Raw genomic sequence first — 21,883 nt, 5'->3', positions numbered from 1 at the left:
TTTCATTGCGCTATTCTTTCGCGGCCGCCGTATCCAGCCGCTCTGTTTGCTCCAAAAGCGCTGCCAGTTCCTCATTTTTCTTTTCCGCCGCCTTCAACCGCCGCTGCAAGCTGAACAAGCGCACCCAACCAAGCATGCCGACAACGAGACCGCCAACAATCGCCGATCCGAAAATGACGACAATGAGCGGCAGGCGGGTTTCACCGGCCAAATAATGGATCGTCACTTGCTCGACATTGGCCACTGCCATAAGAGCGATGACAAGCGCCAACACGAGCGCCAGCAACAAATTCAACTGCCCTTTCATCGGCGCTCCCCCTTCCTTTGACGGCCGTCTGGAAACGGCCTCCGGCGACGGGCGGCTTCAGCCGTTCACTCGGCATTGCCCCGGTGCGCCGGGGACGATTGATACGTTGAACAGCGCATTTCATGCCATTCGGCTAACATTGCTCCGGCGTGCCGGCGTTCGTTGCGGTGCGGAACGACGAGCCGCAGCCGCATGTTGCGATGGCGTTCGGGTTGTTGATCGTAAACCCGCCACCAAGCAAAGACTGCTTGTAGTCGATGACCGTGCCGCGCAAAATCGGGGCACTGTCGCGGTCGACCAAAATTTTAATCCCGTGCTGTTCGAATTCAATATCATCATCGCGCCGCTCGTGCTCAAAGCCCATGCCGTACGACAGCCCGCTGCAGCCGCCGCCATGGACGCCGACGCGCAGGTAGGCGTGCTCTTCTTCCTGCTCCTTCATCATGTCCTTAATTTGAAACGCCGCCGCTTCGGTCAGCGTCACGATCGCTTCCGCCATTGGACTCTCTCCTTTCCATGTTCTCGTCTTTCCAACCGGTCTCGTTTTGCCTCTTTTTTCTCTTTGCTTATAGTATACCGCTTTCCCATCCGGGTGCTCAACCGTTCTGCCCGCTTTCGTAAAAATACACGCCAGTGCACACCGTCTCCGCCGGCCCGGTCATGCGTACACGCCCGTCATGCCCCCAGACGATGCGCAAATCGCCGCCGGCCAAATGGACGACCGTTTCCACTCCGCGCGCCGTTTTGCCGTTCAACACCGAAGCGACGACGGCCGCGCACGCTCCGGTTCCACACGCCTGCGTCACGCCGGAGCCGCGCTCCCAGACGCGGAAATGAAGCTCGCGTTCATTGACGACTTCGACAAACTCGACGTTCACCCCTTCCGGAAAGCGCGGATCTTTCTCGACAAGCGGGCCGAGCGTCGTCACCGGCGCTTCGTCAATGTCCTCGACATAAAAAATGACGTGCGGGTTTCCCATCGAAACGGCGGTAATTGTATATTCGCGCCCGTTTACCACAAACGGCTCGGCGACCACCTGCGCCGCTTCCGGCCCGGCCATCGGAATAGCGCTCCGCGCGAGGCGCGGTTCGCCCATATCGACGGTCACGCTCGCTACCTTGCCGTTTTGGACAGCGACTTCCGCCTCGACAAGCCCGGAGAGCGTTTCAATCAAAAACGAGCGGCCGCGGACGAGGCCGTGCTCATACGCATATTTTGCCACGCAGCGCAAGCCGTTCCCGCAGTTTTTCCCTTCCGAGCCGTCGCTGTTAAAGATGCGCATTTTCACCGGCGCCTCATCGGACGGGCAAATGAGGATCAAGCCATCCGAACCGATGCCGGTGTTGACATCCGACACGCGGCGGGCGATCGCCGGCAACTCGTCTTCCGGCAACGTTTCCCGAAACAAATCGACGTAAATATAACTATTTCCTAACCCATGCATTTTCGTAAACGAAAACGATCGCACGATATGCCCTCCCGAAAAATTTTTCACCTTTTGCGTATATTGAATCCTTTGTGTGGACAAAATGGGAATATCCCCCGTTTTTTCATATACATTGAAGAGGATGCCGCTTGCAGGCATCCTCCTTTTTTCAGTCAAAACATCGGATTTTCTTCCAAATGTTTATAAATATTTTCCACCAGCTGCTCCGGCGTCTCACCGCTGACAAATTCGCCGTTGACGAGCGCAAACAACGTTTCCGCACAACGCGTGCAATAGCTTAAGCAGCTGTATTCGATGATGTCCAAATTCGGGTCTTTTTCAAGCATTTCCATCGCTTTGTACGACCCGCTCGCCAAGTTGCTGATGCAAAATTCTATGACCGGCAAAATCATCGCCTGTTCACCTTCCTGCTTCCCATCGTAGCCGTTTTGCGGCGCGGCGTCAACGGACATGCTCACGAGAAGGGCGCGGAAAAAGAGCGTCCCTCCAGTTTGAGAAAATCAAAAGCGCTGGCGCAAGGTTTCTCAAGTTGAGAAAAGGCGCAAGCGACGGCATGACGCTGAACGCACGACGCCGACCGTCGACAGGGAAGCCGCCATGCCGCTTCGGTTGAGCGCTCTCAGCGCCAAACGATGCGGTTTGTCAGCTTATGCGCCTCCAAGGCGGCCGTCCAGAAAAATTGTTGTTCTTTTGTCACAATTCGCTATACTTTTCCGTGAAAATAATGAATCCATGAGCGGTTATTTTTATGTTTGGGTGGCGAGTAAAAGCTTACTCATGGATGTTTTTTATGTTTATGGCATTGGCGGCTTACGAAACTGGACACAAGCCTGCCGCATTTGCCAAGCGCCCAGCTCGCCGAAGCGCAGGCGGAGCAAATCGTCCAAGTGCTGCAAAAACGGTGGAACGGCGAAGAGCCGCCGAGCGAATTCCCGCCGATCAAGCTGAAAGGCATTCTCGGCTCACTCGGCAAAAAACACGGCTTCGGCCTCGTCGCGGACCGCCCGCTCACCGGACGCGTGCCGCGCCTGTTAAAGTCGGGCATTTTATGGATGTACAAGTACCATCATGGGTATTAACCTGCTGAGCAGGCGGCCGCTTTGGCTTCCTGTTCATTCACGCCAACAAAAGCGGCGGAGGACTCCCCGCCTTCTCTTTAGATGGCGTTCACCTGCCGCTTACGATGAGCGGTAGCCGTATTTCTCCATTTCCGCATAAATCGACTTCAGCCGCGGATTGCCTTCGGCCACGACTTCCCCTTCCACGACCACGACCGGGTACACCCAATCTTCCTCAACGATCGTCTGCGCCAGTTTCCGCTTTGCCTCATCGTCAGCGGGCGGCGCGAAAATGTCGACGTACGTCATCACAAACGGCTGGTCGGGATATTTGCGGCGCAGCGCGGCCTCGAGCCACTCATACGTTTCCTTCGACGACGGCAGCTGCACGCACGACGGACAAATGATGTCGGCCCCGTACACACAAATTTCAACCGGCTTGAATGTCATCGTTGTCATCCTTTGCGAAAACAAAATTTATCATTAGATTTTTTCCGCTACCATGATTATAATAAAAAATAGGGAAAGGAGTCGATGAAAATGACGGATCAAGAAATCAAAGAACAAGTACAAGAAGTTTTAGATAAACTCCGTCCGTTCCTGCTTCGCGACGGCGGCGACTGCGAACTTGTCGATGTCGAAGACGGCGTTGTCAAACTCCGTCTCCTTGGCGCATGCGGCAGCTGCCCGAGCTCGACGATCACGCTGAAAGCGGGGATCGAACGCGCCTTGTTTGAAGAAGTGCCGGGCGTCGTTGAAGTGGAACAAGTGTTTTAATGAAAAATCCGAACAGCGACCGCTGTTCGGATTTTTTTGTCGCCGGCGGGCGGACACCGTCCGCTTCCGGACGACCCCGAAAACCGGACTGCCGCTGGCGGTCAAGCTTCAAGCGCCAGCTTGTAGACGCGGCTGCCGCGCGGCTCGACGGAAAGACGCGCGATGTCGCACGTCGGAAAATGCGGGCGCAGCTGGTGCGCCAGCCTCTCTCCTTGACCCGGTTCGGCAAAGACGAGCACTGTCGGCCCCGCCCCGCTCAGCGCCGCGCCGATCGCTCCGTATTCCTCGGCAAGCGTCTCGGCCCGCGCCAGCTCCGGAACGAGCGGTTTCCGGTACGGCTGGTGGAACAAATCGGCCGCCATCATCCGGCCGGCGAGCTTCCAGTTTTTCGTGAGCAAGGCGGCGACAAGGACGTTGCTGACGGCGCTTGCCTCGACGGCGCGCGCCCGCGGCCATTGGGTCGGCAGCTGCCCGCGCGCTTTTTTCGTTTCCAGTTCATAACCGGGGATAATGGCGACGATCTCCACATCAAATTCCGGCACACGGACGACATCCACCCCCGCTTCGCGGCAGCAACCGATGACCAGCCCCCCGTACAGCGAGGCGCCGACATTGTCGGGATGCCCTTCATAGCGGGCCGCCCATTCCATCTTTTGTTCGCGCGACAGGCCTAGCTCGAGCAGCGCATCGGCGAGCTCCACGCCGGCGACGACCGCCGCTGCGCTGCTGCCTAGCCCGCGCGTAAACGGAATGTCGCTGTACACATCGACCGCGCAGCTCGGCAGCCGCCGGCCGTGCGCGTCCGCCACCTTGTCCGCCACCTCGTACACCAAATTGTCCGTCCCGCGCGGAATGCCGCTGACTTCCGGTGTTTTGGGCGCAAACGACCACGCTTCCGCCAAGCGAACATCAAGCGTCAAGTAACGGTTGACGGCGAGCCCGATCGAGTCAAAGCCGGGCCCTAAGTTCGCCGTGCTGCCCGGCACGATGATTTTCAACATCTCGTCTTCTTTCATGTGCGGACAACCCCTTGCAAACGCTCCAAGACAGCTCGTTCATCATTCGGCAGCACGACCGGCTCAATCGCCGCCGTCTCCAAGGCGATGGCCGGGTCTTTCAAGCCGTTGCCGGTCAAAACCGCTACGACGAGGCTGCCGCGTTCGATTTCGTTCCGTTCGCGCTGTTTGATGACCCCGGCGATGGCCGCGCATGATGCCGGCTCGGCAAAAATGCCTTCCGTCCGGGCGAGCCGCTTGTAGGCGGCCAAAATTTCGGCATCGCTCACCTCATCGATTTTTCCGCGCGATTCGTTGGCGGCCTCGACCGCTTTTTCCCAGCTCGCCGGATTGCCGATGCGGATCGCCGTCGCCACCGTTTCCGGCTGTTCAATCACCCGGTTGCGGACGATCGCTGCCGCTCCTTCCGCTTCAAAGCCGCGCATTTGCGGCAACCCGGTCCCTTTGGCCGCATGGTACTCCTTAAACCCTTTCCAATAGGCAGTGATGTTGCCGGCGTTGCCGACCGGAATGGCGAGCACGTCCGGGGCGCGGCCAAGCTGGTCGCACACTTCGAACGCCGCCGTTTTCTGCCCTTCGATCCGGTGCGGATTGACCGAGTTGACAAGCGTAATCGGCGCCGTTTCGCTCAGGCGGCGCACCATTTTCAGCGCCTCGTCAAAGTTGCCGTCAATCGCGAAAATCTCCGCGCCGTACATCGCCGCTTGCGCCAGTTTGCCAAGCGCGATTTTCCCGTTCGGCACAACGACGAGGCAACGCATGCCGGCGCGCGCCGCATAGGCGGCCGCCGACGCCGACGTGTTGCCAGTTGACGCGCAAATGATCGTATGGCTTCCTTCCTCTTTCGCTTTCGCCACCGCCATCACCATGCCGCGGTCTTTAAACGAACCGGTCGGGTTCGCCCCTTCAACCTTGACATACAAGGTGATCCCAAGCTCTTCCGACAGACGCGGCAGCGGAATGAGCGGCGTGTTCCCTTCGCAAAGTGACAGCCTCGGCGTCGCCGCCGTAAGCGGCAAAAACTCGCCATAGGCGTCAAGCAGGCCGTTCCATGCCATTACCGTTTCTCCCCTTCCACCCGATACGAACTTTGGACGCGCTCGACGATTTCCAAATCGCCCAGCTGCTGCAAAATGTCTTCGTAGTCTTGCTGCGAGGCGTCATGCGTCACGATCACGATTTCTGCCAGACCGTTTTCTTTCAGCGGCAGCTGCAAAATTTTCTCAAAGCTCACCCCGCGCTGCGAAAACAGCGTCGTAATTTTCGCAAATGCACCGACTTGGTCTTTCACATGAATGCGCAAAAAGTATTTTGAGAAAATTTCCGCTGGCGCTTTCAATTGCTTTTCATATTGCGGGGCGACCGCGGAATGGCCGTTGACGCCAAGGCGCATGTTTTTCATCACCGCGATCAGATCGGAGACAACGGCTGTCGCCGTCGGCAGGCTGCCCGCCCCCGGCCCGTAAAACATCGTCTCCCCGACCGCTTCGCCATACACATAGACGGCGTTGTATTCGTTATGCACCGACGCAAGCGGGTGCGAATCCGGCAAAAACGTCGGCTGGACGCTCACTTCGACCTTCTGCCCGTCGCGCTGGGCGATGCCGATCAATTTCATCGTGTAGCCAAGCCGCTTCCCGTAGTTCAAGTCTTCCTCGGTCACTTCGGTGATTCCCTTCACTTGCACATCGTCCAAGTCGATGTCCATCGAAAAGCCGAGGCGGGCCAAAATCGCCATTTTTCGCGCCGCATCGAGCCCTTCCACGTCTGACGTCGGATCGGCCTCGGCGAACCCGAGCGCCTGCGCTTCCGCCAGCACGGCTTCATACGAAGCGCCGTTTTGCGACATTTTCGTCAAAATGTAGTTCGTCGTTCCGTTCACGATGCCCATGAGCTTGGTGATCCGGTCGGACGCCAAGCCGTCGACCAGGCTGCGCAAAATCGGAATGCCGCCGGCGACGCTCGCTTCATAAAACAAATCGCAACGGTGCTCCGCCGCCACCCGAAGCAGCTCTGAACCGTAGACAGCCATTAAATCTTTGTTCGCGGTCACCACGTGCTTCCCTTGGCGGAGCGCCCGCAACAGCCACTCTTTCGTCTCCTCGACGCCGCCCATCACCTCGATGATGACATTGATGTCCGGATCGTCGATCACGTCGGCGGCGCTTGTCGTCAACAATGCGGGGTCGACGGCGACATCGCGCGGCTTATGTACGTCCCGGACGAGGATTTTTTTCACCTTCACCGGACAGCCGACTTGGTGCATCAATTTTTCCTGGTGGTTTTCGATAATTTTCACCACGCCGCTCCCGACCGTTCCTAGTCCTAACAATCCGACCAAAATTGGTTTTTCCATGATTCCCGCTCCTTCTGTTTACGTACAGTATACATTTGTATTTTTATAGTAGACATTATAAAAGACGATCAGCCATTTGGCAATGAAAAGTTTTACGACAGCTCGTTCACCGGGGTCAACGGCGACCGGCCTTCCAAGACAGCGATGATGTTGTCGCGCGCCAACGTCATCATCGCTCGCCGCGTTTCGTATGTGGCGCTGCCGATATGCGGCAACGCCACAACGTTCGGAAGCGACAGAAGCGGATGATCGGCGGCGACCGGCTCTTTCTCAAACACATCGAGCCCGGCAGCGGCGATCTCCCCTGCGACAAGCGCCTCATAAAGCGCCTGTTCATCAACGACCGCGCCGCGCGCCGCATTAATGAAAATCGCCGATGTTTTCATTTGCCGAAACGCCTCGCGGTTGAACAAATGGCGCGTCTCGCGGGTCAGCGGCGTCAAGCAGACGACAAAATCGCTCTCGGCAAGCAAATCGGCGAACGGGCGGTAGACGGCGCCCAGCTTCTCTTCCGCCTCCGGACGGCGGGAGCGGTTGTAATACAGAATGTTCATGTCAAACCCCTTCGCCCGTTTCGCCACCGCCTGCCCGATGTTGCCCATGCCGACGATGCCGATCGTTTTATGATGGACATCGGCGCCCGCCAGCAAAAACGGGCTCCAGCTTTTCCATTTTCCTTCTTTCAAAAATTCGGCTGCTTCGACAAGGCGGCGGGCAGTGGCGAGCAGCAAAGCAAACGTCAAATCAGCCGTCGTATCGGTCAGCACATCCGGCGTGTTGCACACAAGAACGCCGCGCTTCGTTGCCGCCGGCACGTCAATGTTGTCATAGCCGACGCCCATGTTGGCGACGACTTTAAGCCCTGAACCGGCCGCCAGCACGTCCTCGTCGATCGGGTCGGACACCATCGGCAAGATGGCCGTCGCCCGTTTCGCCTTTTCCACGAGCACATCGTGTGGCACGGCCATATCTTCATGGGGCCACATCTCTACTTCAGCGATGGCCAAAAGCGGCGCGACCACGTCCTCGGGCAATTTTCGCGTAATGAATACATACGGCTTCGTCATGGTGCAGCCTCCCGCATCGTTTTTTCTAAATCTTATCACAACTTTGGCCGAAAAAAAACGGGAAGTTGTCCTTAGGGTTTAACGGCAGGGAAGCGGTCGTTTTTTCGTTTGGGCCAAAAAAAGCGGGAAGCTGTCTTCCCTGCGTTACGCCGGCGGCAGCCACTCGACCGCCGGCAGGCGGATGCGGTTCGAGATGCCGGCGATCTTGGCAAACGCGGCCAAAAATCGTTCATATTCATGCGATCGATCGAGCAAGCGCCGCAACTCCCCCTCCCGCCTTGTCCGTTCGCTCTCATCCACAGCGATATAATATGCCTCGACACATTCAAAATAGGAAAGCGGAAACAACAACCTGGCGTAAACGAGTCTCCAAGCAAACGGCGACAGCGGCGCCGCATGTTCATACTCTTGAAAAAACTGCCGCACCGCCCGCTGACAGCCAAGTCCGCTCTTTTCGTACAAATGGCGCACCCATTCCGCCAAATCGCGGGCGCAATGGTCATACACCCAGTCGGTCGGCAGCTTCGCTTCGATCCCCCCAACCCACTTCGCCTCGGGGAGACGCTCATGGCAAAATGCCGCGTAATCGATGCGCCCTAGTTCTTCGTCAATCTCCGTGTCCGCCACGTATTGCACCGCGTTTTCCGCCAATCCTAAATAATACGGGAACGATTCGATAAACAGACGATCAAACAGCGACGACGGCCCGGAAGCGAGCTTGCTCGACCAAAACGCCTCCATTTGATCGATCCGCTTCGCCCACAGCTCCCGCCATTGGCCGATGCGCCGGCAGGCGACGATCGGCCATGGACATGTTCTCCCGCATTCATGCATCACCGCCAATTCCCTTCCGAGCGAACGAAAGCGAGCCGCCGGAAGCGGAGCGCGAACGAGCGCCAACGGCTGTCCATTATAGGAAGCGATATACGTTCCGGACGTCGTTTTGACCAGTTCTCCGACGCCGTCCACTCCTTTTGCCCGCAAATAGCGGCTCATTCGCTGGCGCTCTTCCATTTCCGCTTCGCTTTGCCCATCGGCGGGAACGAGTAAAAAACGCTCCTGCCGATGCCAAAAGGCCGCATGCCGTCCGCTTCGCTCCAACCTCTCGACGCGCATGCCATACTGTTCACGCACCCATTCTTCCATCGCCGCGCCTCCTTTTTGCCGAAACCAGTCAATTCCGCTCGTTCCACACCTTCATCTCATCGCCGCCCCATCAATGAGCCGATTCCGCCTCCGCTCCAGCATGAAACGGCCCCATTCACGCGCCTATGTTGATCAGCCAACGCATGGCCGCGGAAAAAGAGGGCTACTTTTTATATATGACAGCGGGCGCCAAAAAAGCCGATGAGCATTTTTCTTTATATGACGGACTTATTTATGACATGATACATATATATAGAAAACGACTTTCTAAAAGAAACAGGTGAAGTTCATGAGCGAATTCATTATGAACAATCTGGAACAAACCGCCCGCCGATGGCTCGAGGAGCGGGGGGTGACGGTGGAAAAAATTGCGGAGCTTGTTTATTATTTGCAATCGAAATACCATCCGGATTTAACGATGGACGAATGCATTGAAAACGTCAACCGCGTCATCTCGAAACGCGAAGTGCAAAACGCGATTTTGACCGGCATCCAGCTCGACAAGCTCGCCGAGGACGGTCGGCTTGACGAGCCGCTGCAATCCATCATCCGCCGCGATGAAGGGTTGTACGGGGTGGACGAAATTTTGGCCCTTTCGATCGTCAACGTGTACGGATCGATCGGGTTTACGAACTACGGTTATATCGACAAACAAAAACCGGGCATTTTGCAATATTTAAATGACAAATCAACCGGCAAATGCAACACGTTTTTGGACGACATCGTCGGCGCCATCGCCGCAGCGGCGTCAAGCCGCCTGGCGCATCGAGCCGCCAACGCCGAATGAGCGGCGGCGCGAAGCATCCATGCAAAAGACGAAATAGCAGCACCCCTCAAGCCAAACACGATTTGTTGGTTCGCATCGATGGCTTTGTTGCTGCACCCGGTCATGAGAAAGGGTGCCCCGAGCCTTTCGGGACACCCCTCTTGCTTTACAGGCGCTCCATCCATTCGCGGAGCGAATCAGCCGTATAGGTCGGCTGCCGTTCGTAGCGGGCGAGCATCTCTTTCGTCGTGACGCCCGTATGGACGAGCAGCGTATCGATGCCCGCGTTCATGCCGGCTAAAATATCCGTCTCGTAATAGTCGCCGATCATCAACACATCTTCCTTCGGAACTCCAAGCACCTTAAGCGCCTGCTCCATAATGATGTTTTCCGGCTTGCCGATAAACGTTGGCTTCACTTGCGTCGAAACGGCGACGACGGACGTGATGGCGCCGTTGCCCGGCAGCAGCCCGCGCTCGGTCGGCAAGGCGATGTCGCCGTTTGTCGAAATGAACATCGCCCCGTTGCGGACGGCAAGGCACGCGATGGCAAGCTTCTCGTACGTCAGCTGGCGGTCGATGCCGATGACCACCACGTCTGCGTCCTCCCCAGCGAAGCGGAACCCTTTTTCCGCCAACGCGGTGCGGATCCCTTCCTCGCCGATGACATAAACGGACGCGTCCGGCTTTCGCTCAAAAATGTAGTTCGCCGTCGCCTGGCTTGTTGTGAAGACATGCCTCTCTTCCGCCGGCACGCCGAATGAGCGCAATTTTTCCGCCACTTGCGCCGGCGTGCGCGACGAGTTGTTCGTGACAAACAAATACGGGAGGCTGCGGCGGTGCAGCTCGTTCACAAACTCGCGCGCCTCGGCGATGCATTCTGTGCCGCGGTACATTGTCCCGTCCAAGTCAAGCAAATAGCCTTTGTATCGTTTCAACGGTTGTCAGTCTCCTTTCCATCCATCGATTCGCTGCCAAACGCCGACACCGGGCCGAGCTCGCTTTCCAAGTAATGACGCACCGCCTTCGGGTACGCCTCAAGCGCCGGCAGCTGTTCGTTCAAATCCGCGAGCAGTTTCGCGTGATCGACGTTCGTATAGTTTTGGACGAGCGCTTTCCGGTGGGCGATGAACGCTTTCAGCCGCTCGCCGTCCTCAGCCGAAATCACCTGCTCGTCAGTCAAAATGTCAATAATGTCGTTATAGCTCCCCGGGTCGCGCATAATAAAGCCGTCAATCATCGCGTTGCCGACATCGAGCACCGCCTCGATGAGGACATGAGCGATCCGCTCGAGCGCCAGCTGCTCAAGCGCGCCGTCCCAGTGGCGCTGCGCTTTGTAGTGCGCCATCAGTTGCTCCATGCAGCGAAGCCGCTCTTCCAATTTGTTTTGGTCGACAAAATACATGGCTCGTCCTCCTTTTTTCTTCCCCGCCTTCCTCCCTTTTTCGCCGTTCGTCTGCTATGATGGACATAGGCGAAAAATAAAGGGAGGAATGGAGATGAGGGAACGGTTTTACTTATACGATGATACGGTCGAGGCAGCGGTCCGGTTCGTCAGCTTTGTCGGCGAGCGGCAGCGGTTCGATTTGGCGTTAATTGAAACTGACCGCTTTTATGGGAAATATTTGGTGCTGGATTTGCAAAGCAACCGGTTTGCCATTCTTGGCCGCGACGATTTGGAGGAGCCGGGCTATATCGAACGCGCCTATGCACTCAGCGAACAAGACGCCGATGAGCTGCGCGCCTTTTTGGACGAATGCCTTTCATAACCTTCCTCGGTTTTGGACATCTTATGAAACACCCCGACAGCAAGGAAGGTGAGACGAATGGCGGAACGAGAACAATATGCCGACTTTTCCGTCGTCGAAAAACAGCGCAACTTTTTAACCGCCGAAGAATTCCCGGAAGGTCCGTACGGCTCGCCGCGCCGCGATGACGCCCTGGTCGAGAACAAAAGCACGCCGTGGAAGGAAGGGCAGCGCCATTACAGCGCCTTCAACTATGAGTTCAAATCGTTTCACCAAAACATTCCAAGGCGCGATCCGGCCTCCCATCCGCCGCACGACGACCCGCGCCAAAGCGAGCAGTTTCCATACAACGAAGGCGAATGACGTGCAGCCGCCCGGCAGCGGGCGGCTGCCGCCTTTACCGCTTCACCTTGCGCAACACAAAATAGGCGCACCCAAAATTGCAATATTCATACAAATACTCGGACAGCGTGCTGATTTTCGTATCATACGTCGCCTTTTGGTTATGGTCATCGAAAAACCCGCGCAGGCGAAGCTGATTGTATCCCCAATCGCCGACAATGTAGTCGTACTTCCCTAAAATATCGGCGTATCGGGCGCGAAACGCCTCTTCGTTAAACGCGTTTTTGACGTTTTCAACCAGTTCATAACAATGGTTGTTAACGCAAATCACCGCTCTCACCTCGCCTTTCCACTTTCATCATAAACGATGAACCGCACCCAATCAATTACTGTTATCAAACAGCGAACCGCGTGCCACCCTAAAAGCGAGGGGGGGGCTGACGATGAACCGATGTTGGATCGCCGCCGCGTTCGGAACGGCGATCGCCCTGGCCGGCTGCGCGCAGACGGCGCAGGACGAAAACACCGACGTCTACAAACGGAGCGGCAATACGATCAATGTGACCGACCGCAATGAGCTGTACAACGAAAACGGGGTGCCAAACGGCAATGACACGCCGATGAACAACTTCGGCTACGTCCGCCATCAAAAAAGCCCGATCCTCGGCGATGCAAACGGCTATAACGACATGCCGTCGTTCAACCGCGAGCAAGCCGCCGATTTAATCAGCAAACTGTGCACGCAGCTGCCGGGCGTCAACGACGTCGCCACGCTCGTCACCGATGAAGAGGTGCTTGTCGTCTATGACGCCGACACAAAAAATCGGCAGCAAACCGCCGACCAAGTGAAAAAGACAGCGCTGTCCGTCGTTCCCCGCTACTACCATGTGTATATCGCCGACAATCCACAGCTGATGAAAGACATTGAGCGCTTCGGGCTCCTTGATTCGAACACGCGCAATATCGACCAACTTCTCGATGCCACGATTCAGCGGATGTTGAAATATCCGCAAGGGAAAAAGCTGAGCGACGGGGAAAATGAAAACGGCGAAATGATCAACGAGACAAACGACCACCTCGACCGCAACTTCCGCGACGGCACGCCGCGGCCGACGCCGGCCGGACGGTAGCGAAAGAAAACGGTCTGCCTGTTTCTTAAAGAGGCTCGACCGTTTCTTTTTTCCGGCAACAAAAGCCGCCAGTCAAAGTGTTTGCCGCCTGGGCGCGATGCCCGCATCTCCCCTCGCAGGCTGTTTGGCGGCAGCGAGGGGGGCGGACGCCGGCTTTGACTCCGCAAGCCCGGGCGCCTGCCATCTTCACGCCTTCAGCTGCCGCGCTTTCGCCGCTTCGTTCACCTGCTCGTCGGCATGGTACGACGAACGGACGAGCGGACCGGCCTCGCAATGGCTGAACCCTTTGCTCAGCGCGATTTCTTTCAGCTCTTGGAATTCGTCCGGATGGTAATATTTGACGACTTTCAAATGTTTTTTCGTCGGCTGCAAATATTGGCCGATCGTCAAAATGTCGACATGGTTGGCGCGCAAATCGTCCATCGCTTCGATAATTTCCTCTTTCGTTTCCCCAAGGCCGACCATGATGCTCGATTTCGTCGGAATGTCCGGCTGCAGTTCTTTCGCGCGCCGCAAAAACTCAAGCGAGCGTTCATACGTCGCCCGGGCGCGCACTCTCGGCGTCAGACGGCGCACCGTTTCGATGTTATGGTTTAAAATATCGGGACGGGCGTCCATCAGCGTTTTTAAGTTTTCATACACGCCGCCCATATCCGATGGCAGCACTTCAATCGTCGTAAACGGATTTTTCCGGCGGATGGCACGCACCGTTTCCGCAAACACCGCCGCCCCGCCGTCTTTGAGGTCATCGCGGGCGACGGCCGTAACGACGACGTGTTTTAAATTCATGATGCGCACCGACTCAGCGACGCGTTCCGGCTCTTGCCAGTCAAGCTCGGTCGGGAGCCCGGTTTTGACAGCGCAAAAGCGGCAGGCGCGCGTGCAGACGCTGCCCAAAATCATAAACGTCGCCGTCCGCCTTACCGCCCAGCACTCATGAATATTCGGGCACTTCGCCTCTTCGCACACAGTATGTAAACGATTTTCCCGCATCAGCTTCTTCAATCCGATATAATGTTCATTCGTGTTCAGTTTAATCTTCAGCCAGTCCGGCTTGCGGACATGTTCTTCGTTTGTTGCCATCGTTCTCACTCCACTTGTCGAGGATTGTTCCATTTTCATTATAAATGAAAAACGCGAAAAAACACAAAAAAATAAGCCGCTTTCCTCTTTTTAACATTTATGAATCGCCTGTTTCTCCCCAAACTAAACATATGAAATGGGCGAAAAGGGGGGATTCCACGTGCACCGATGGTTTGTCGCCCTATGGGTGGCGACGGTGTTGTTCATAGCGGCCAGCGCGGCTTCCGCGGCGGAAAACGACGACGCAGTATACGAACAGCGCATGGAGCTGTATAAAAAAGCGGAGGCGGTTTCGCTCATTCCATGGTATTACTTTGCCGCCATCGACCAGTATGAACGGAACATCCGGCAAGCGCGCCGCGACTTGCCAAAACCAACCGGCGTCCTCGGCATTTATATGAAACCGGACGTATGGGCCGGACCGCTGAACAAAAATCCGCACGATACGAACCCGTTTACGATTTCCCAGTTTGGCGGGCTCGGTGTGGACGGAGACGGGGACGGCAAGGCGCGGGCGGATGACGACGACGACGTCATCATGGCCATGGCAAGCTATTTGCAGACATACGGTATCGATCATCGCCATATTAAAATCGCGCTTTGGAACTATTACCAGCGTTCCAAAACGGTGGATTTGATTTTAGGAAAAGTGAAGATTTACAAAAAATACAAGACATTGAAACTGGATGACCATGTCTTTCCGCTCCCGTTGCGGGCGAATTACAGCTACCGCGACACGTGGGGCGATGCGCGCGGCTGGGGCGGGCGCCGCATTCATGAAGGAACCGACATTTTCGCCGGCTACGGCGTGCCGGTCCGCTCGACGTGCTATGGCATTGTCGAACTGAAAGGATGGAATAAATACGGCGGCTGGCGCGTCGGCATCCGCGACATCAACAACACGTACCATTATTTTGCCCATTTGAACGGCTTTGCCGCCGGGCTTCGCGAAGGGCAAATCGTCGAGCCGGGCACGATCATCGGCTCGGTCGGCAGCTCCGGCTACGGACCGCCGGGCACCGCTGGAAAGTTCCCGCCCCACCTCCATTACGGCATGTACAAAGACAACGGCTATACGGAGTGGGCGTTTGACCCGTATCCGCACTTGAAAGCGTGGGAGCGGGCCGAGCGGCAGCAACAGCGGCGCCGCTAGCAGCGGCGGCTGGACAAAAAAGAGGCCGATGTCGGCCTCTTTTCGTCTTTCTGCTTTCGTTAATGCCCGCCCAAATACGCCTGTTTCACTTGCTCGCTCGCCTGCAGCTCGCTCGCCGCCCCCGACAGGACGACGCGCCCGGATTCGATGACGTAGGCGCGGTCGGCGATGGAGAGCGCCATGTGGGCGTTTTGTTCGACAAGCAAAATCGTCGTTCCCGATTCGTTGATTTCCTGAATGATGCGGAAAATCGTCTTCACCAGCAGCGGCGCGAGCCCCATCGACGGTTCGTCAAGCAAGAGCAGCTTCGGGCGCGCCATGAGCGCACGGCCGATGGCGAGCATCTGCTGCTCGCCGCCCGAAAGCGTGCCGGCCAGCTGCTTGCGCCGCTCCTCGAGGCGCGGGAACAGCTGAAAGACTTTGGCAAAGTCTTGTTGAATGCCGTCTTTGTCTTTGCGCAAAAACGCGCCAAGCTCCAAGTTTTCCTCGACCGTCATATTGGCGAACACGCGCCGCCCTTCCGGCACGTGGGAAATGCCTTGCTTGACGATCGTTTGCGTCGCCTTGCCGGCGATCGAAGCCCCTTCGTAGACGATGTCGCCACTTTTCGGCTTCAACAAGCCGGAGATCGTTTTTAGCAGCGTCGTTTTGCCGGCGCCGTTTGCGCCGATCAGCGTGACGATCTCGCCTTTGTTCACCTCAAGCGATACGCCTTTTAAGGCATGAATGTTGCCGTAAAACACATCGATTGCCTCCACTTTCAACACGTCACGACACCTCCTCGCCAAGGTAAGCCTCGATCACTTTCGGGTTGCTGCGCACTTGTTCCGGCGTGCCGTGGGCGATCAATTGGCCGTGGTCCAACACGTAAATGCGCTCGCATATGCCCATCACAAGCGACATATCATGCTCAATCAACAAAATCGTCAACGCAAACCGTTCGCGGATAAACGCGATCAAGTTCATCAATTCTTTCGTTTCTTGCGGGTTCATGCCGGCGGCCGGCTCGTCAAGCAAAAGCACTTTTGGCTGCGCCGCCAGCGCCCGGGCGATCTCAAGCCGGCGCTGCTGGCCGTACGGCAAGTTTTTCGCTTTCTCGTGCATGACGCCGTCAAGCTGAAAAATGTTCAAAAACTCGATCGCCTTTTCTTCTATTTCCTTTTCCCCGCGGAAATGGGACGGGAGGCGGAGAATGGAGCTCGCGATCGAATGGCGGGCATGCGCATGGTAGGCGACTTTCACATTGTCGAGCACCGACAGCTCGCCGAACAGGCGAATGTTTTGAAACGTCCGGCTGATCCCTTTGCGCGTAATTTTATACGGCGGCAGTCCGTTCAACGTCTCGCCGTCAAGCATAATCCGCCCGTCAGTCGGCACATACACGCCCGTCAACAAGTTAAACAGCGTCGTTTTCCCCGCGCCGTTCGGGCCGATGAGCCCGACAAGCTCCCCTTGATATAGCTCCATCGTCACACCGGAGAGCGCCTTCAGCCCGCCAAACTGGATGCCGACGTTTTCTGCTTTAAGCAACGGTGTTTTTGCCGCCATGATTCATTCCTCCCTGCGCTGCCTTCCGCCATTTGAAGAGCGAAGATAGTTCTTTCGTCCCCATCAACCCGGTTGGACGGTACAGCATCACCAAAATCAAGACGATGCTGTAAATGATCATCCGCGTTTCCGGATAGTTTTGCAAGAACGTCGAAACGATCGTCAGCAACACCGCGGCCACCACCGCGCCGGATAGGCTGCCGAGCCCACCGAGGACGACGAAAATCAAAATGTCGAACGATTTCAGGAAGCCAAAGTTCGATGGCTGAATAATGTAAAAGTGGTGCGCATACAGCGCTCCGGCGATGCCGGCGAAAAACGAACCGATCACAAACGCCGCCACTTTGTAATACGTCGTGTTGATCCCCATGGCATCGGCGGCGATTTCATCTTCGCGGATCGAGATGCACGCCCGTCCGTGCGTCGAGTTCGTGAAGTTGGCGATCACCAAAATGGTGGCAAACAGGCAGGCGAACACCCACGGCCATGTCGTCATATGCGTCACCGTCATGCCGCTCGCCCCGCCGACGTAATCGATGTTCAAGAGCGCGATGCGGACAATTTCGCCAAAGCCGAGCGTGGCGATCGCCAAATAATCGCCTTTTAAACGCAAGCTCGGCACGCCGATGATGAGGCCGGCGAGCGCCGCCGCCACCCCGGCAGCCAAAACGCCGGCCGCAAACGGCAGCTGCAGCTTCATCGTCATAATCGCGGAGGCATAGGCGCCAACGGCGAAAAAACCGGCATGGCCAATGGAAAATTGTCCGGTGATCCCGATAATTAAATGAAGGCTGACGGCCAAAATGACATTAATCGCCATAAAAAAGAGGGTATTCACATAAAAGATGTTTAACGTTCCGCTTGCAATCAGCCACTCGACAACAACGAAAAAGGAGAAGGCCAGTATGACGGAAACCCAAAATCCACTCGTCCGCTTCCAAGTTGCCATTGTTCCCTACCATCCTTTACACTTTTTCTCGTACGTTCTTGCCAAACAATCCGGCCGGCCGGAAAATGAGGATGAGAATTAAAATGACAAACGCCACTCCGTCGCGCCAAAGCGAGTAGCCGAGCCCGCTGACGAGCGATTCGATGACGCCAAGCAAAAGCCCCCCGACCATCGCTCCCGGAATGATGCCGATTCCGCCCAACACGGCGGCGACAAACGCTTTTAATCCGGGAAGAATGCCCATCAATGGCTCGATTTTTGTATAATAAATGCCGAAAATAACGCCTGCCGCCCCCGCAAGCGCCGAACCGATGGCGAACGTGGCCGAAATCGTATTGTCGACGTTGATTCCCATTAACCGGGCCGCTTCCGCATCATGAGAGACGGCGCGCATCGCTTTCCCGATTTTTGTCCGGTGAACAATGAACTGAAGAAGGACCATCAAAACGAGGGACGTGCCGAGGATGAACAGCGACTGGCTGCTGATGACAACGCCAAACAGCTCCAAGTTCCGATCTGACAGCAACGTGCTCGGATACGCTTCCGGCTGCGCCCCACGCAAATAAATGATGACGTACTCAATGAGCAGCGATACGCCGATCGCTGTAATGAGCACAGCAATGCGCGTCGCGTTGCGCAGCGGCTTGTACGCAATCCGCTCAATGACTACCCCGAGCACGGCACAGGCGGCCATCGCCAACAACAGCGCTGGGAAAAAACCGACGCCGAGCATCGTCACAGCGTAAAAGCCGACGAATGAACCAATCATAAAGACGTCGCCATGGGCGAAGTTAATGAGCCGGACGATGCCATACACCATCGTATAGCCAAGCGCGATGAGCGCATAAATGCTGCCTAGCGAAATGCCGTTGACCAGCTGTTGAATGAGTTCCATGATTGCACGCTCCTTAACGAAAACTCGTCGTTGGCCAAAAGAAATGCCGGATGGGAGGGCGCCCCTTAGGGGCCTCCTCTGTCCACGCATCCATCCAGCCTTTTATTACGGATTCACTTTTGTTTTAAATTGCTGCTGCCCGTCTTTGTATTCCAAAATAATGGCCGATTTGACAGGATTGTGGTTTTGATCGACCGTAAATGTTCCCGTGACAAGCTGCAAATCTTTCGTTTGCGCCAGCGCGTCTTTAATTTTCACCGGATCGGCGCTGCCAGCCCGTTTGATGGCATCCGCCAAGAAGTATGCCGTATCGTAGCCAAGGGCGTTAAAGGCGTCCGGCGCTTTATTGTATTTCGCTTGGAACGCTTTGACAAATTCTTGAATTTTCGGATCCGGGTCGCCCGACGAATAATGGTTCGTAATGTACGTATTGTTCAACGCGTCTTTGCCAGCAAGCTCAATCAGTTTTGGCGAATCCCAGCCGTCGCCGCCCATGATCGGGATGTTCAACCCAAGCTCTCGCGCTTGTTTGACGATCAAACCGACTTCTTCATAGTAGCCCGGCAAGAATAAAAATTCCGGATTGGCCGATTTAATGCTCGTCAGCGTGGCGCGGAAGTCGGTGTCTTTCGCCACATACGCTTCTTCGGCAACAATTTGGCCGCCGCCGGCTGTAAATGTTTCTTTAAATGACGCCGCCAGCCCTTTCGAATAGTCGCTCGCGCTGTCGATCAAAACAGCCGCCTTTTTTACTTTCAAGTCGTTCAGCGCAAATTTGGCCGCCACCGTTCCCTGGAACGGGTCGATAAAGCACGTCCGGAAGACGAACTCGTTCACTTTGCCATCTTTGACGGTCACCGTTTCGCTCGTCCCAGACGGTGTAATAATCGGAACTTTATTGTCATTGGCAATTTGCACTTGAGCGAGCGTGTTCGTGCTCGTCGCCGAGCCAATGATGGCGACGACTTTATCCTGGCTGATCAACTTGATCGCGCCGTTCGTCGCTTCGGCCGCTTCCGATTTGTTGTCGACTTTCACCAACTCCAGCTTTTTGCCGTTGATTCCTTCTTTGTTGATTTCCTCAAGCGCCAAGTCGAGCCCTTCCGCAATCGACTGGCCGTATGACGCGGCCCCGCCGGACAGCTCAAGGTTGGCGCCGATTTTAATCACATCGCCGCCCCCGCCTCCGCCGCTGTTTCCGCCTGAAGAACTGCCTCCTTGCTGGTTGCCGCCGCAGCCGGCCAAAAGACCCGCCGTCAGCATCAATGAGAAAAAGACACCTGCTGCTCTTTTTTTCTTCATTTCTTGTTCCCCCATTGTTCAAAATGTTCTGTCACCAGAGCGCACACCTTTTTCTGCATACTATATCGATAGAGTCCGTATGCCTTGTGCGCTCGTGCGCCGCGCCGGATGGCGCCGCAAACTGATGCATGCCTTCCGATGCCGGCCGTTCATCCCCCCTCTCAAACTGATATATAAATAATAAAATTATTTTCAATTTAATATAATATTACAAAATTCGAACCAACTCGTCTAGTTGTTTTCTATTTAAAAAACAAAAAAGCTGTTTCCTCTTGACAAACGCCAGAGAAACAGCCAAAGCCCCTTCGCCGAGAAGAACACTTTTTTTGCATAACATTTCCATGTTTCTGTAAAAACCATTCCCAACGGCTGACGGGCACCCGTCAACCTAACGGAACTATATAGATGCAATTTGAAGCTTTGCCATTTGCAGCTTTTACCCGAGTATTTGATCGACTGTCGGGCGACCGAACAACGCCGCTTAAAGACCCATATATGGGTCTGTGAAGCAGGCGGTTGTTCGATCCTCCGTCACGCCTTGGCTTGCCTTCGACAGTCGAACGAGAACGATCGATTTAGGAAGATGACAGTCGCCGGCCTTTTAGAGGCGCACATTGACAGCCTTTCCCACTACCGCTTCGGAAGCTGGATGGACGGGCCGACTTGACCGCCGTTTTTGTTGTAAAATTGCGGCACTTCTCCCGGAATAAAGCGCATCACAACTGGAATATCTGTTGTCACATTGGAAATTTTCGATGCAAAAGGAATGACGACCTGGATGTCGACCGATACATGAATATCAATTTCAATAAAAAAACTGTTAATATCATACGCTCGAATTTCTTTCGTCACTTCCGATTCGACATTGCCAACGATCTGAAACTGCACCGGAATGCGCGGGCCGAGGTTGGCGAGCAGCACGTTGTTCGTCACTTGGCCGAGCGGGATATAGTAAATGATCCCGCGGCTGTCCCCTTGGCCGGATTCGACCTCAGGCAGCACCATCCGTTCGATCCGTCCTTCTGTCGCCGCCTTTAAGCTTTCCATCACATGATCATCCGTCTCCGATAAGATACGATTGATCACCGCGGTGTCAAAATCGACCGACACAATTTTGCCGCTTTCGTCCTTTTGAACCGTGACCAGCTGCCGAAATTCAGGGTTGTCTTTTTGAAACTGCTGCTCAATGGCGTTATTGATCACCAAGTTGGCAATCCGCTTCGTTTCCGTTTCCGCAATTTCCATCAGCATCGGCTCAATGCCTTTATTCACGATCCAAAGCCCGGCCGCTGTGGAAAACATAAAAAAAACGAATGTCAATAAAAACACGTAGCGGAACGGAAGCGGCCCTCTCCGCACAAATCGGGGGCGCAGCAAAATGAAATCCCTCCTTTACAAGCTATATGTATGCTTGCAAGGAGGGATTTTTTCACCGCATTTTCAACAGCGCGTCTTTTCCTTTCATTCCCCGTTTGATGCCAAGCTCCTCGGCGGCGACTGTCACCGATTCGAGCGGCGCCTCAAGCAACTGCTCGACCGTGCGCACCCCGACCGCCCGTCCGGCGACAATGCCGCGGTCGCGCAGCTTTTCGTTCAATAACGCCACATCGAGCGCCCCGCACATGATGTACCCTTTTTCACTCGCCACCGCCAGCAAGTTCGTTTTCGGCAGCTGGACGGACACCGCGACAAACGGATGTCCCTCAATGATAATCGGCTTGACTTCCACCATCGCCGCAGTCACTCTCCTTTCCATACTCCAATGTATGAAGCATGGAAAAAGAAGTGCCTGC

At 55.6% G+C, this 21,883-nt stretch carries 27 protein-coding genes and 1 pseudogene; 7 read left to right on the top strand and 21 right to left on the bottom strand.

Going from position 1 to position 21,883, the window contains the following annotated elements; genetic code table 11:
• Positions 1-10: 10 nt before the first annotated feature.
• From NSS88_RS11155 to NSS88_RS11140, 4 genes are all read right to left on the bottom strand, one after another.
• On the bottom strand, positions 11-307 hold the full coding sequence (locus NSS88_RS11155; protein WP_033010407.1) for a LapA family protein: 297 nt from the start codon (positions 305-307) through the stop codon (positions 11-13).
• Between the two features lie 133 nt (positions 308-440).
• The gene (locus NSS88_RS11150) at positions 441-806 is read right to left on the bottom strand and encodes a HesB/IscA family protein (protein ID WP_033010406.1); all 366 of its coding nucleotides are present in this window, start codon (positions 804-806) and stop codon (positions 441-443) included.
• Between the two features lie 97 nt (positions 807-903).
• A complete protein-coding gene (gene dapF / locus NSS88_RS11145; RefSeq protein ID WP_080985697.1) occupies positions 904-1,776 on the bottom strand; it encodes a diaminopimelate epimerase in 873 nt (290 codons plus the stop codon).
• Positions 1,777-1,907: 131 nt separating this feature from the next.
• Positions 1,908-2,147 (bottom strand): YuzB family protein, encoded by a 240-nt coding sequence (locus tag NSS88_RS11140; protein WP_033016359.1) that lies wholly within the window; start codon positions 2,145-2,147, stop codon positions 1,908-1,910.
• A 435-nt stretch (positions 2,148-2,582) separates the two neighbouring features.
• On the opposite strand from NSS88_RS11140, the pseudogene NSS88_RS11135 reads away from it, so the two are divergent.
• Positions 2,583-2,834, top strand: a pseudogene (locus NSS88_RS11135) (NAD(P)/FAD-dependent oxidoreductase); the annotation flags it as partial.
• A 99-nt stretch (positions 2,835-2,933) separates the two neighbouring features.
• Here NSS88_RS11135 and NSS88_RS11130 read toward each other — a convergent pair.
• Positions 2,934-3,263, bottom strand: coding sequence for a DUF1462 family protein (locus NSS88_RS11130; RefSeq protein WP_033010402.1), 330 nt, complete (start codon positions 3,261-3,263; stop codon positions 2,934-2,936).
• Positions 3,264-3,347: 84 nt separating this feature from the next.
• On the opposite strand from NSS88_RS11130, the gene NSS88_RS11125 reads away from it, so the two are divergent.
• Positions 3,348-3,590, top strand: coding sequence for a NifU family protein (locus NSS88_RS11125; protein WP_225995604.1), 243 nt, complete (start codon positions 3,348-3,350; stop codon positions 3,588-3,590).
• 101 nt (positions 3,591-3,691) lie between these two features.
• On the opposite strand, the gene thrB is transcribed toward NSS88_RS11125, so the two are convergent.
• The 5 genes from thrB to yutH form a co-directional block, all read right to left on the bottom strand.
• Positions 3,692-4,606, bottom strand: a complete 915-nt coding sequence (thrB, locus tag NSS88_RS11120) for a homoserine kinase (protein WP_055358902.1) — start codon at positions 4,604-4,606, stop codon at positions 3,692-3,694.
• Positions 4,603-5,664, bottom strand: coding sequence for a threonine synthase (thrC, locus tag NSS88_RS11115; RefSeq protein WP_033010398.1), 1,062 nt, complete (start codon positions 5,662-5,664; stop codon positions 4,603-4,605). The genes thrB and thrC overlap by 4 nt, the downstream gene beginning before the upstream one ends.
• Entirely contained in the window at positions 5,664-6,962 is a 1,299-nt protein-coding gene (locus NSS88_RS11110; protein WP_055358901.1) for a homoserine dehydrogenase, read from the bottom strand. Before NSS88_RS11110 ends, thrC begins: the two co-directional genes overlap by 1 nt.
• Before the next feature lie 92 nt (positions 6,963-7,054).
• Complete coding sequence (locus NSS88_RS11105) at positions 7,055-8,029, bottom strand: 2-hydroxyacid dehydrogenase (protein ID WP_341084510.1); 975 nt, start codon at positions 8,027-8,029, stop codon at positions 7,055-7,057.
• Positions 8,030-8,173: 144 nt separating this feature from the next.
• Positions 8,174-9,175, bottom strand: a complete 1,002-nt coding sequence (gene yutH, locus NSS88_RS11100) for a spore coat putative kinase YutH (protein WP_055358899.1) — start codon at positions 9,173-9,175, stop codon at positions 8,174-8,176.
• 289 nt (positions 9,176-9,464) lie between these two features.
• Here yutH and NSS88_RS11095 point away from each other — a divergent pair, with 289 nt between their 5' ends.
• Positions 9,465-9,962: a phosphatidylglycerophosphatase A family protein gene (locus NSS88_RS11095; protein WP_055358898.1), complete on the top strand. Its 498-nt coding sequence runs from the start codon at positions 9,465-9,467 to the stop codon at positions 9,960-9,962.
• 145 nt (positions 9,963-10,107) lie between these two features.
• Here the strand turns inward: NSS88_RS11095 and NSS88_RS11090 are convergent, their stop codons facing one another.
• A complete protein-coding gene (locus tag NSS88_RS11090; protein WP_033016323.1) occupies positions 10,108-10,878 on the bottom strand; it encodes a TIGR01457 family HAD-type hydrolase in 771 nt (256 codons plus the stop codon).
• The gene (locus tag NSS88_RS11085; RefSeq protein ID WP_049624156.1) at positions 10,875-11,345 is read right to left on the bottom strand and encodes a DUF86 domain-containing protein; all 471 of its coding nucleotides are present in this window, start codon (positions 11,343-11,345) and stop codon (positions 10,875-10,877) included. Before NSS88_RS11085 ends, NSS88_RS11090 begins: the two co-directional genes overlap by 4 nt.
• A gap of 94 nt (positions 11,346-11,439) precedes the next feature.
• On the opposite strand from NSS88_RS11085, the gene NSS88_RS11080 reads away from it, so the two are divergent.
• Positions 11,440-11,709: a DUF3055 domain-containing protein gene (locus tag NSS88_RS11080; protein WP_049624155.1), complete on the top strand. Its 270-nt coding sequence runs from the start codon at positions 11,440-11,442 to the stop codon at positions 11,707-11,709.
• Positions 11,710-11,766: 57 nt separating this feature from the next.
• The gene (locus NSS88_RS11075; protein ID WP_033010390.1) at positions 11,767-12,051 is read left to right on the top strand and encodes a hypothetical protein; all 285 of its coding nucleotides are present in this window, start codon (positions 11,767-11,769) and stop codon (positions 12,049-12,051) included.
• Positions 12,052-12,085: 34 nt separating this feature from the next.
• On the opposite strand, the gene NSS88_RS11070 is transcribed toward NSS88_RS11075, so the two are convergent.
• Complete coding sequence (locus NSS88_RS11070; protein ID WP_055358896.1) at positions 12,086-12,361, bottom strand: YutD family protein; 276 nt, start codon at positions 12,359-12,361, stop codon at positions 12,086-12,088.
• Between the two features lie 112 nt (positions 12,362-12,473).
• On the opposite strand from NSS88_RS11070, the gene NSS88_RS11065 reads away from it, so the two are divergent.
• Positions 12,474-13,160, top strand: a complete 687-nt coding sequence (locus NSS88_RS11065) for a YhcN/YlaJ family sporulation lipoprotein (protein ID WP_341084504.1) — start codon at positions 12,474-12,476, stop codon at positions 13,158-13,160.
• A gap of 186 nt (positions 13,161-13,346) precedes the next feature.
• On the opposite strand, the gene lipA is transcribed toward NSS88_RS11065, so the two are convergent.
• Positions 13,347-14,243, bottom strand: coding sequence for a lipoyl synthase (gene lipA / locus NSS88_RS11060; RefSeq protein ID WP_033010386.1), 897 nt, complete (start codon positions 14,241-14,243; stop codon positions 13,347-13,349).
• Between the two features lie 196 nt (positions 14,244-14,439).
• Here lipA and NSS88_RS11055 point away from each other — a divergent pair, with 196 nt between their 5' ends.
• Positions 14,440-15,396: a M23 family metallopeptidase gene (locus tag NSS88_RS11055; protein WP_233434063.1), complete on the top strand. Its 957-nt coding sequence runs from the start codon at positions 14,440-14,442 to the stop codon at positions 15,394-15,396.
• 59 nt (positions 15,397-15,455) lie between these two features.
• On the opposite strand, the gene NSS88_RS11050 is transcribed toward NSS88_RS11055, so the two are convergent.
• From NSS88_RS11050 to NSS88_RS11020, 7 genes are all read right to left on the bottom strand, one after another.
• The gene (locus NSS88_RS11050; protein ID WP_049624153.1) at positions 15,456-16,163 is read right to left on the bottom strand and encodes an ABC transporter ATP-binding protein; all 708 of its coding nucleotides are present in this window, start codon (positions 16,161-16,163) and stop codon (positions 15,456-15,458) included.
• 1 nt (position 16,164) lies between these two features.
• Positions 16,165-16,944, bottom strand: coding sequence for an ABC transporter ATP-binding protein (locus NSS88_RS11045; RefSeq protein ID WP_033016330.1), 780 nt, complete (start codon positions 16,942-16,944; stop codon positions 16,165-16,167).
• On the bottom strand, positions 16,919-17,893 hold the full coding sequence (locus NSS88_RS11040) for a branched-chain amino acid ABC transporter permease (RefSeq protein WP_033016332.1): 975 nt from the start codon (positions 17,891-17,893) through the stop codon (positions 16,919-16,921). Before NSS88_RS11040 ends, NSS88_RS11045 begins: the two co-directional genes overlap by 26 nt.
• Before the next feature lie 16 nt (positions 17,894-17,909).
• Positions 17,910-18,788, bottom strand: coding sequence for a branched-chain amino acid ABC transporter permease (locus NSS88_RS11035; protein ID WP_033010381.1), 879 nt, complete (start codon positions 18,786-18,788; stop codon positions 17,910-17,912).
• Between the two features lie 105 nt (positions 18,789-18,893).
• Positions 18,894-20,090, bottom strand: a complete 1,197-nt coding sequence (locus NSS88_RS11030; RefSeq protein WP_049624161.1) for an ABC transporter substrate-binding protein — start codon at positions 20,088-20,090, stop codon at positions 18,894-18,896.
• A gap of 630 nt (positions 20,091-20,720) precedes the next feature.
• Positions 20,721-21,467 carry a sporulation protein YunB gene (yunB, locus tag NSS88_RS11025; RefSeq protein WP_033016333.1) on the bottom strand — a complete coding sequence of 249 codons (747 nt, stop codon included), beginning with the start codon at positions 21,465-21,467 and terminating at the stop codon, positions 20,721-20,723.
• Between the two features lie 52 nt (positions 21,468-21,519).
• Positions 21,520-21,822: a YunC family protein gene (locus NSS88_RS11020; RefSeq protein ID WP_033010377.1), complete on the bottom strand. Its 303-nt coding sequence runs from the start codon at positions 21,820-21,822 to the stop codon at positions 21,520-21,522.
• Positions 21,823-21,883 lie beyond the last annotated feature (61 nt).

Source organism: Geobacillus sp. FSL W8-1251, from assembly GCF_038005945.1.
Lineage (GTDB): Bacteria > Bacillota > Bacilli > Bacillales > Anoxybacillaceae > Geobacillus > Geobacillus stearothermophilus.
This window is presented reverse-complemented; position numbering and strand designations above follow the sequence as displayed.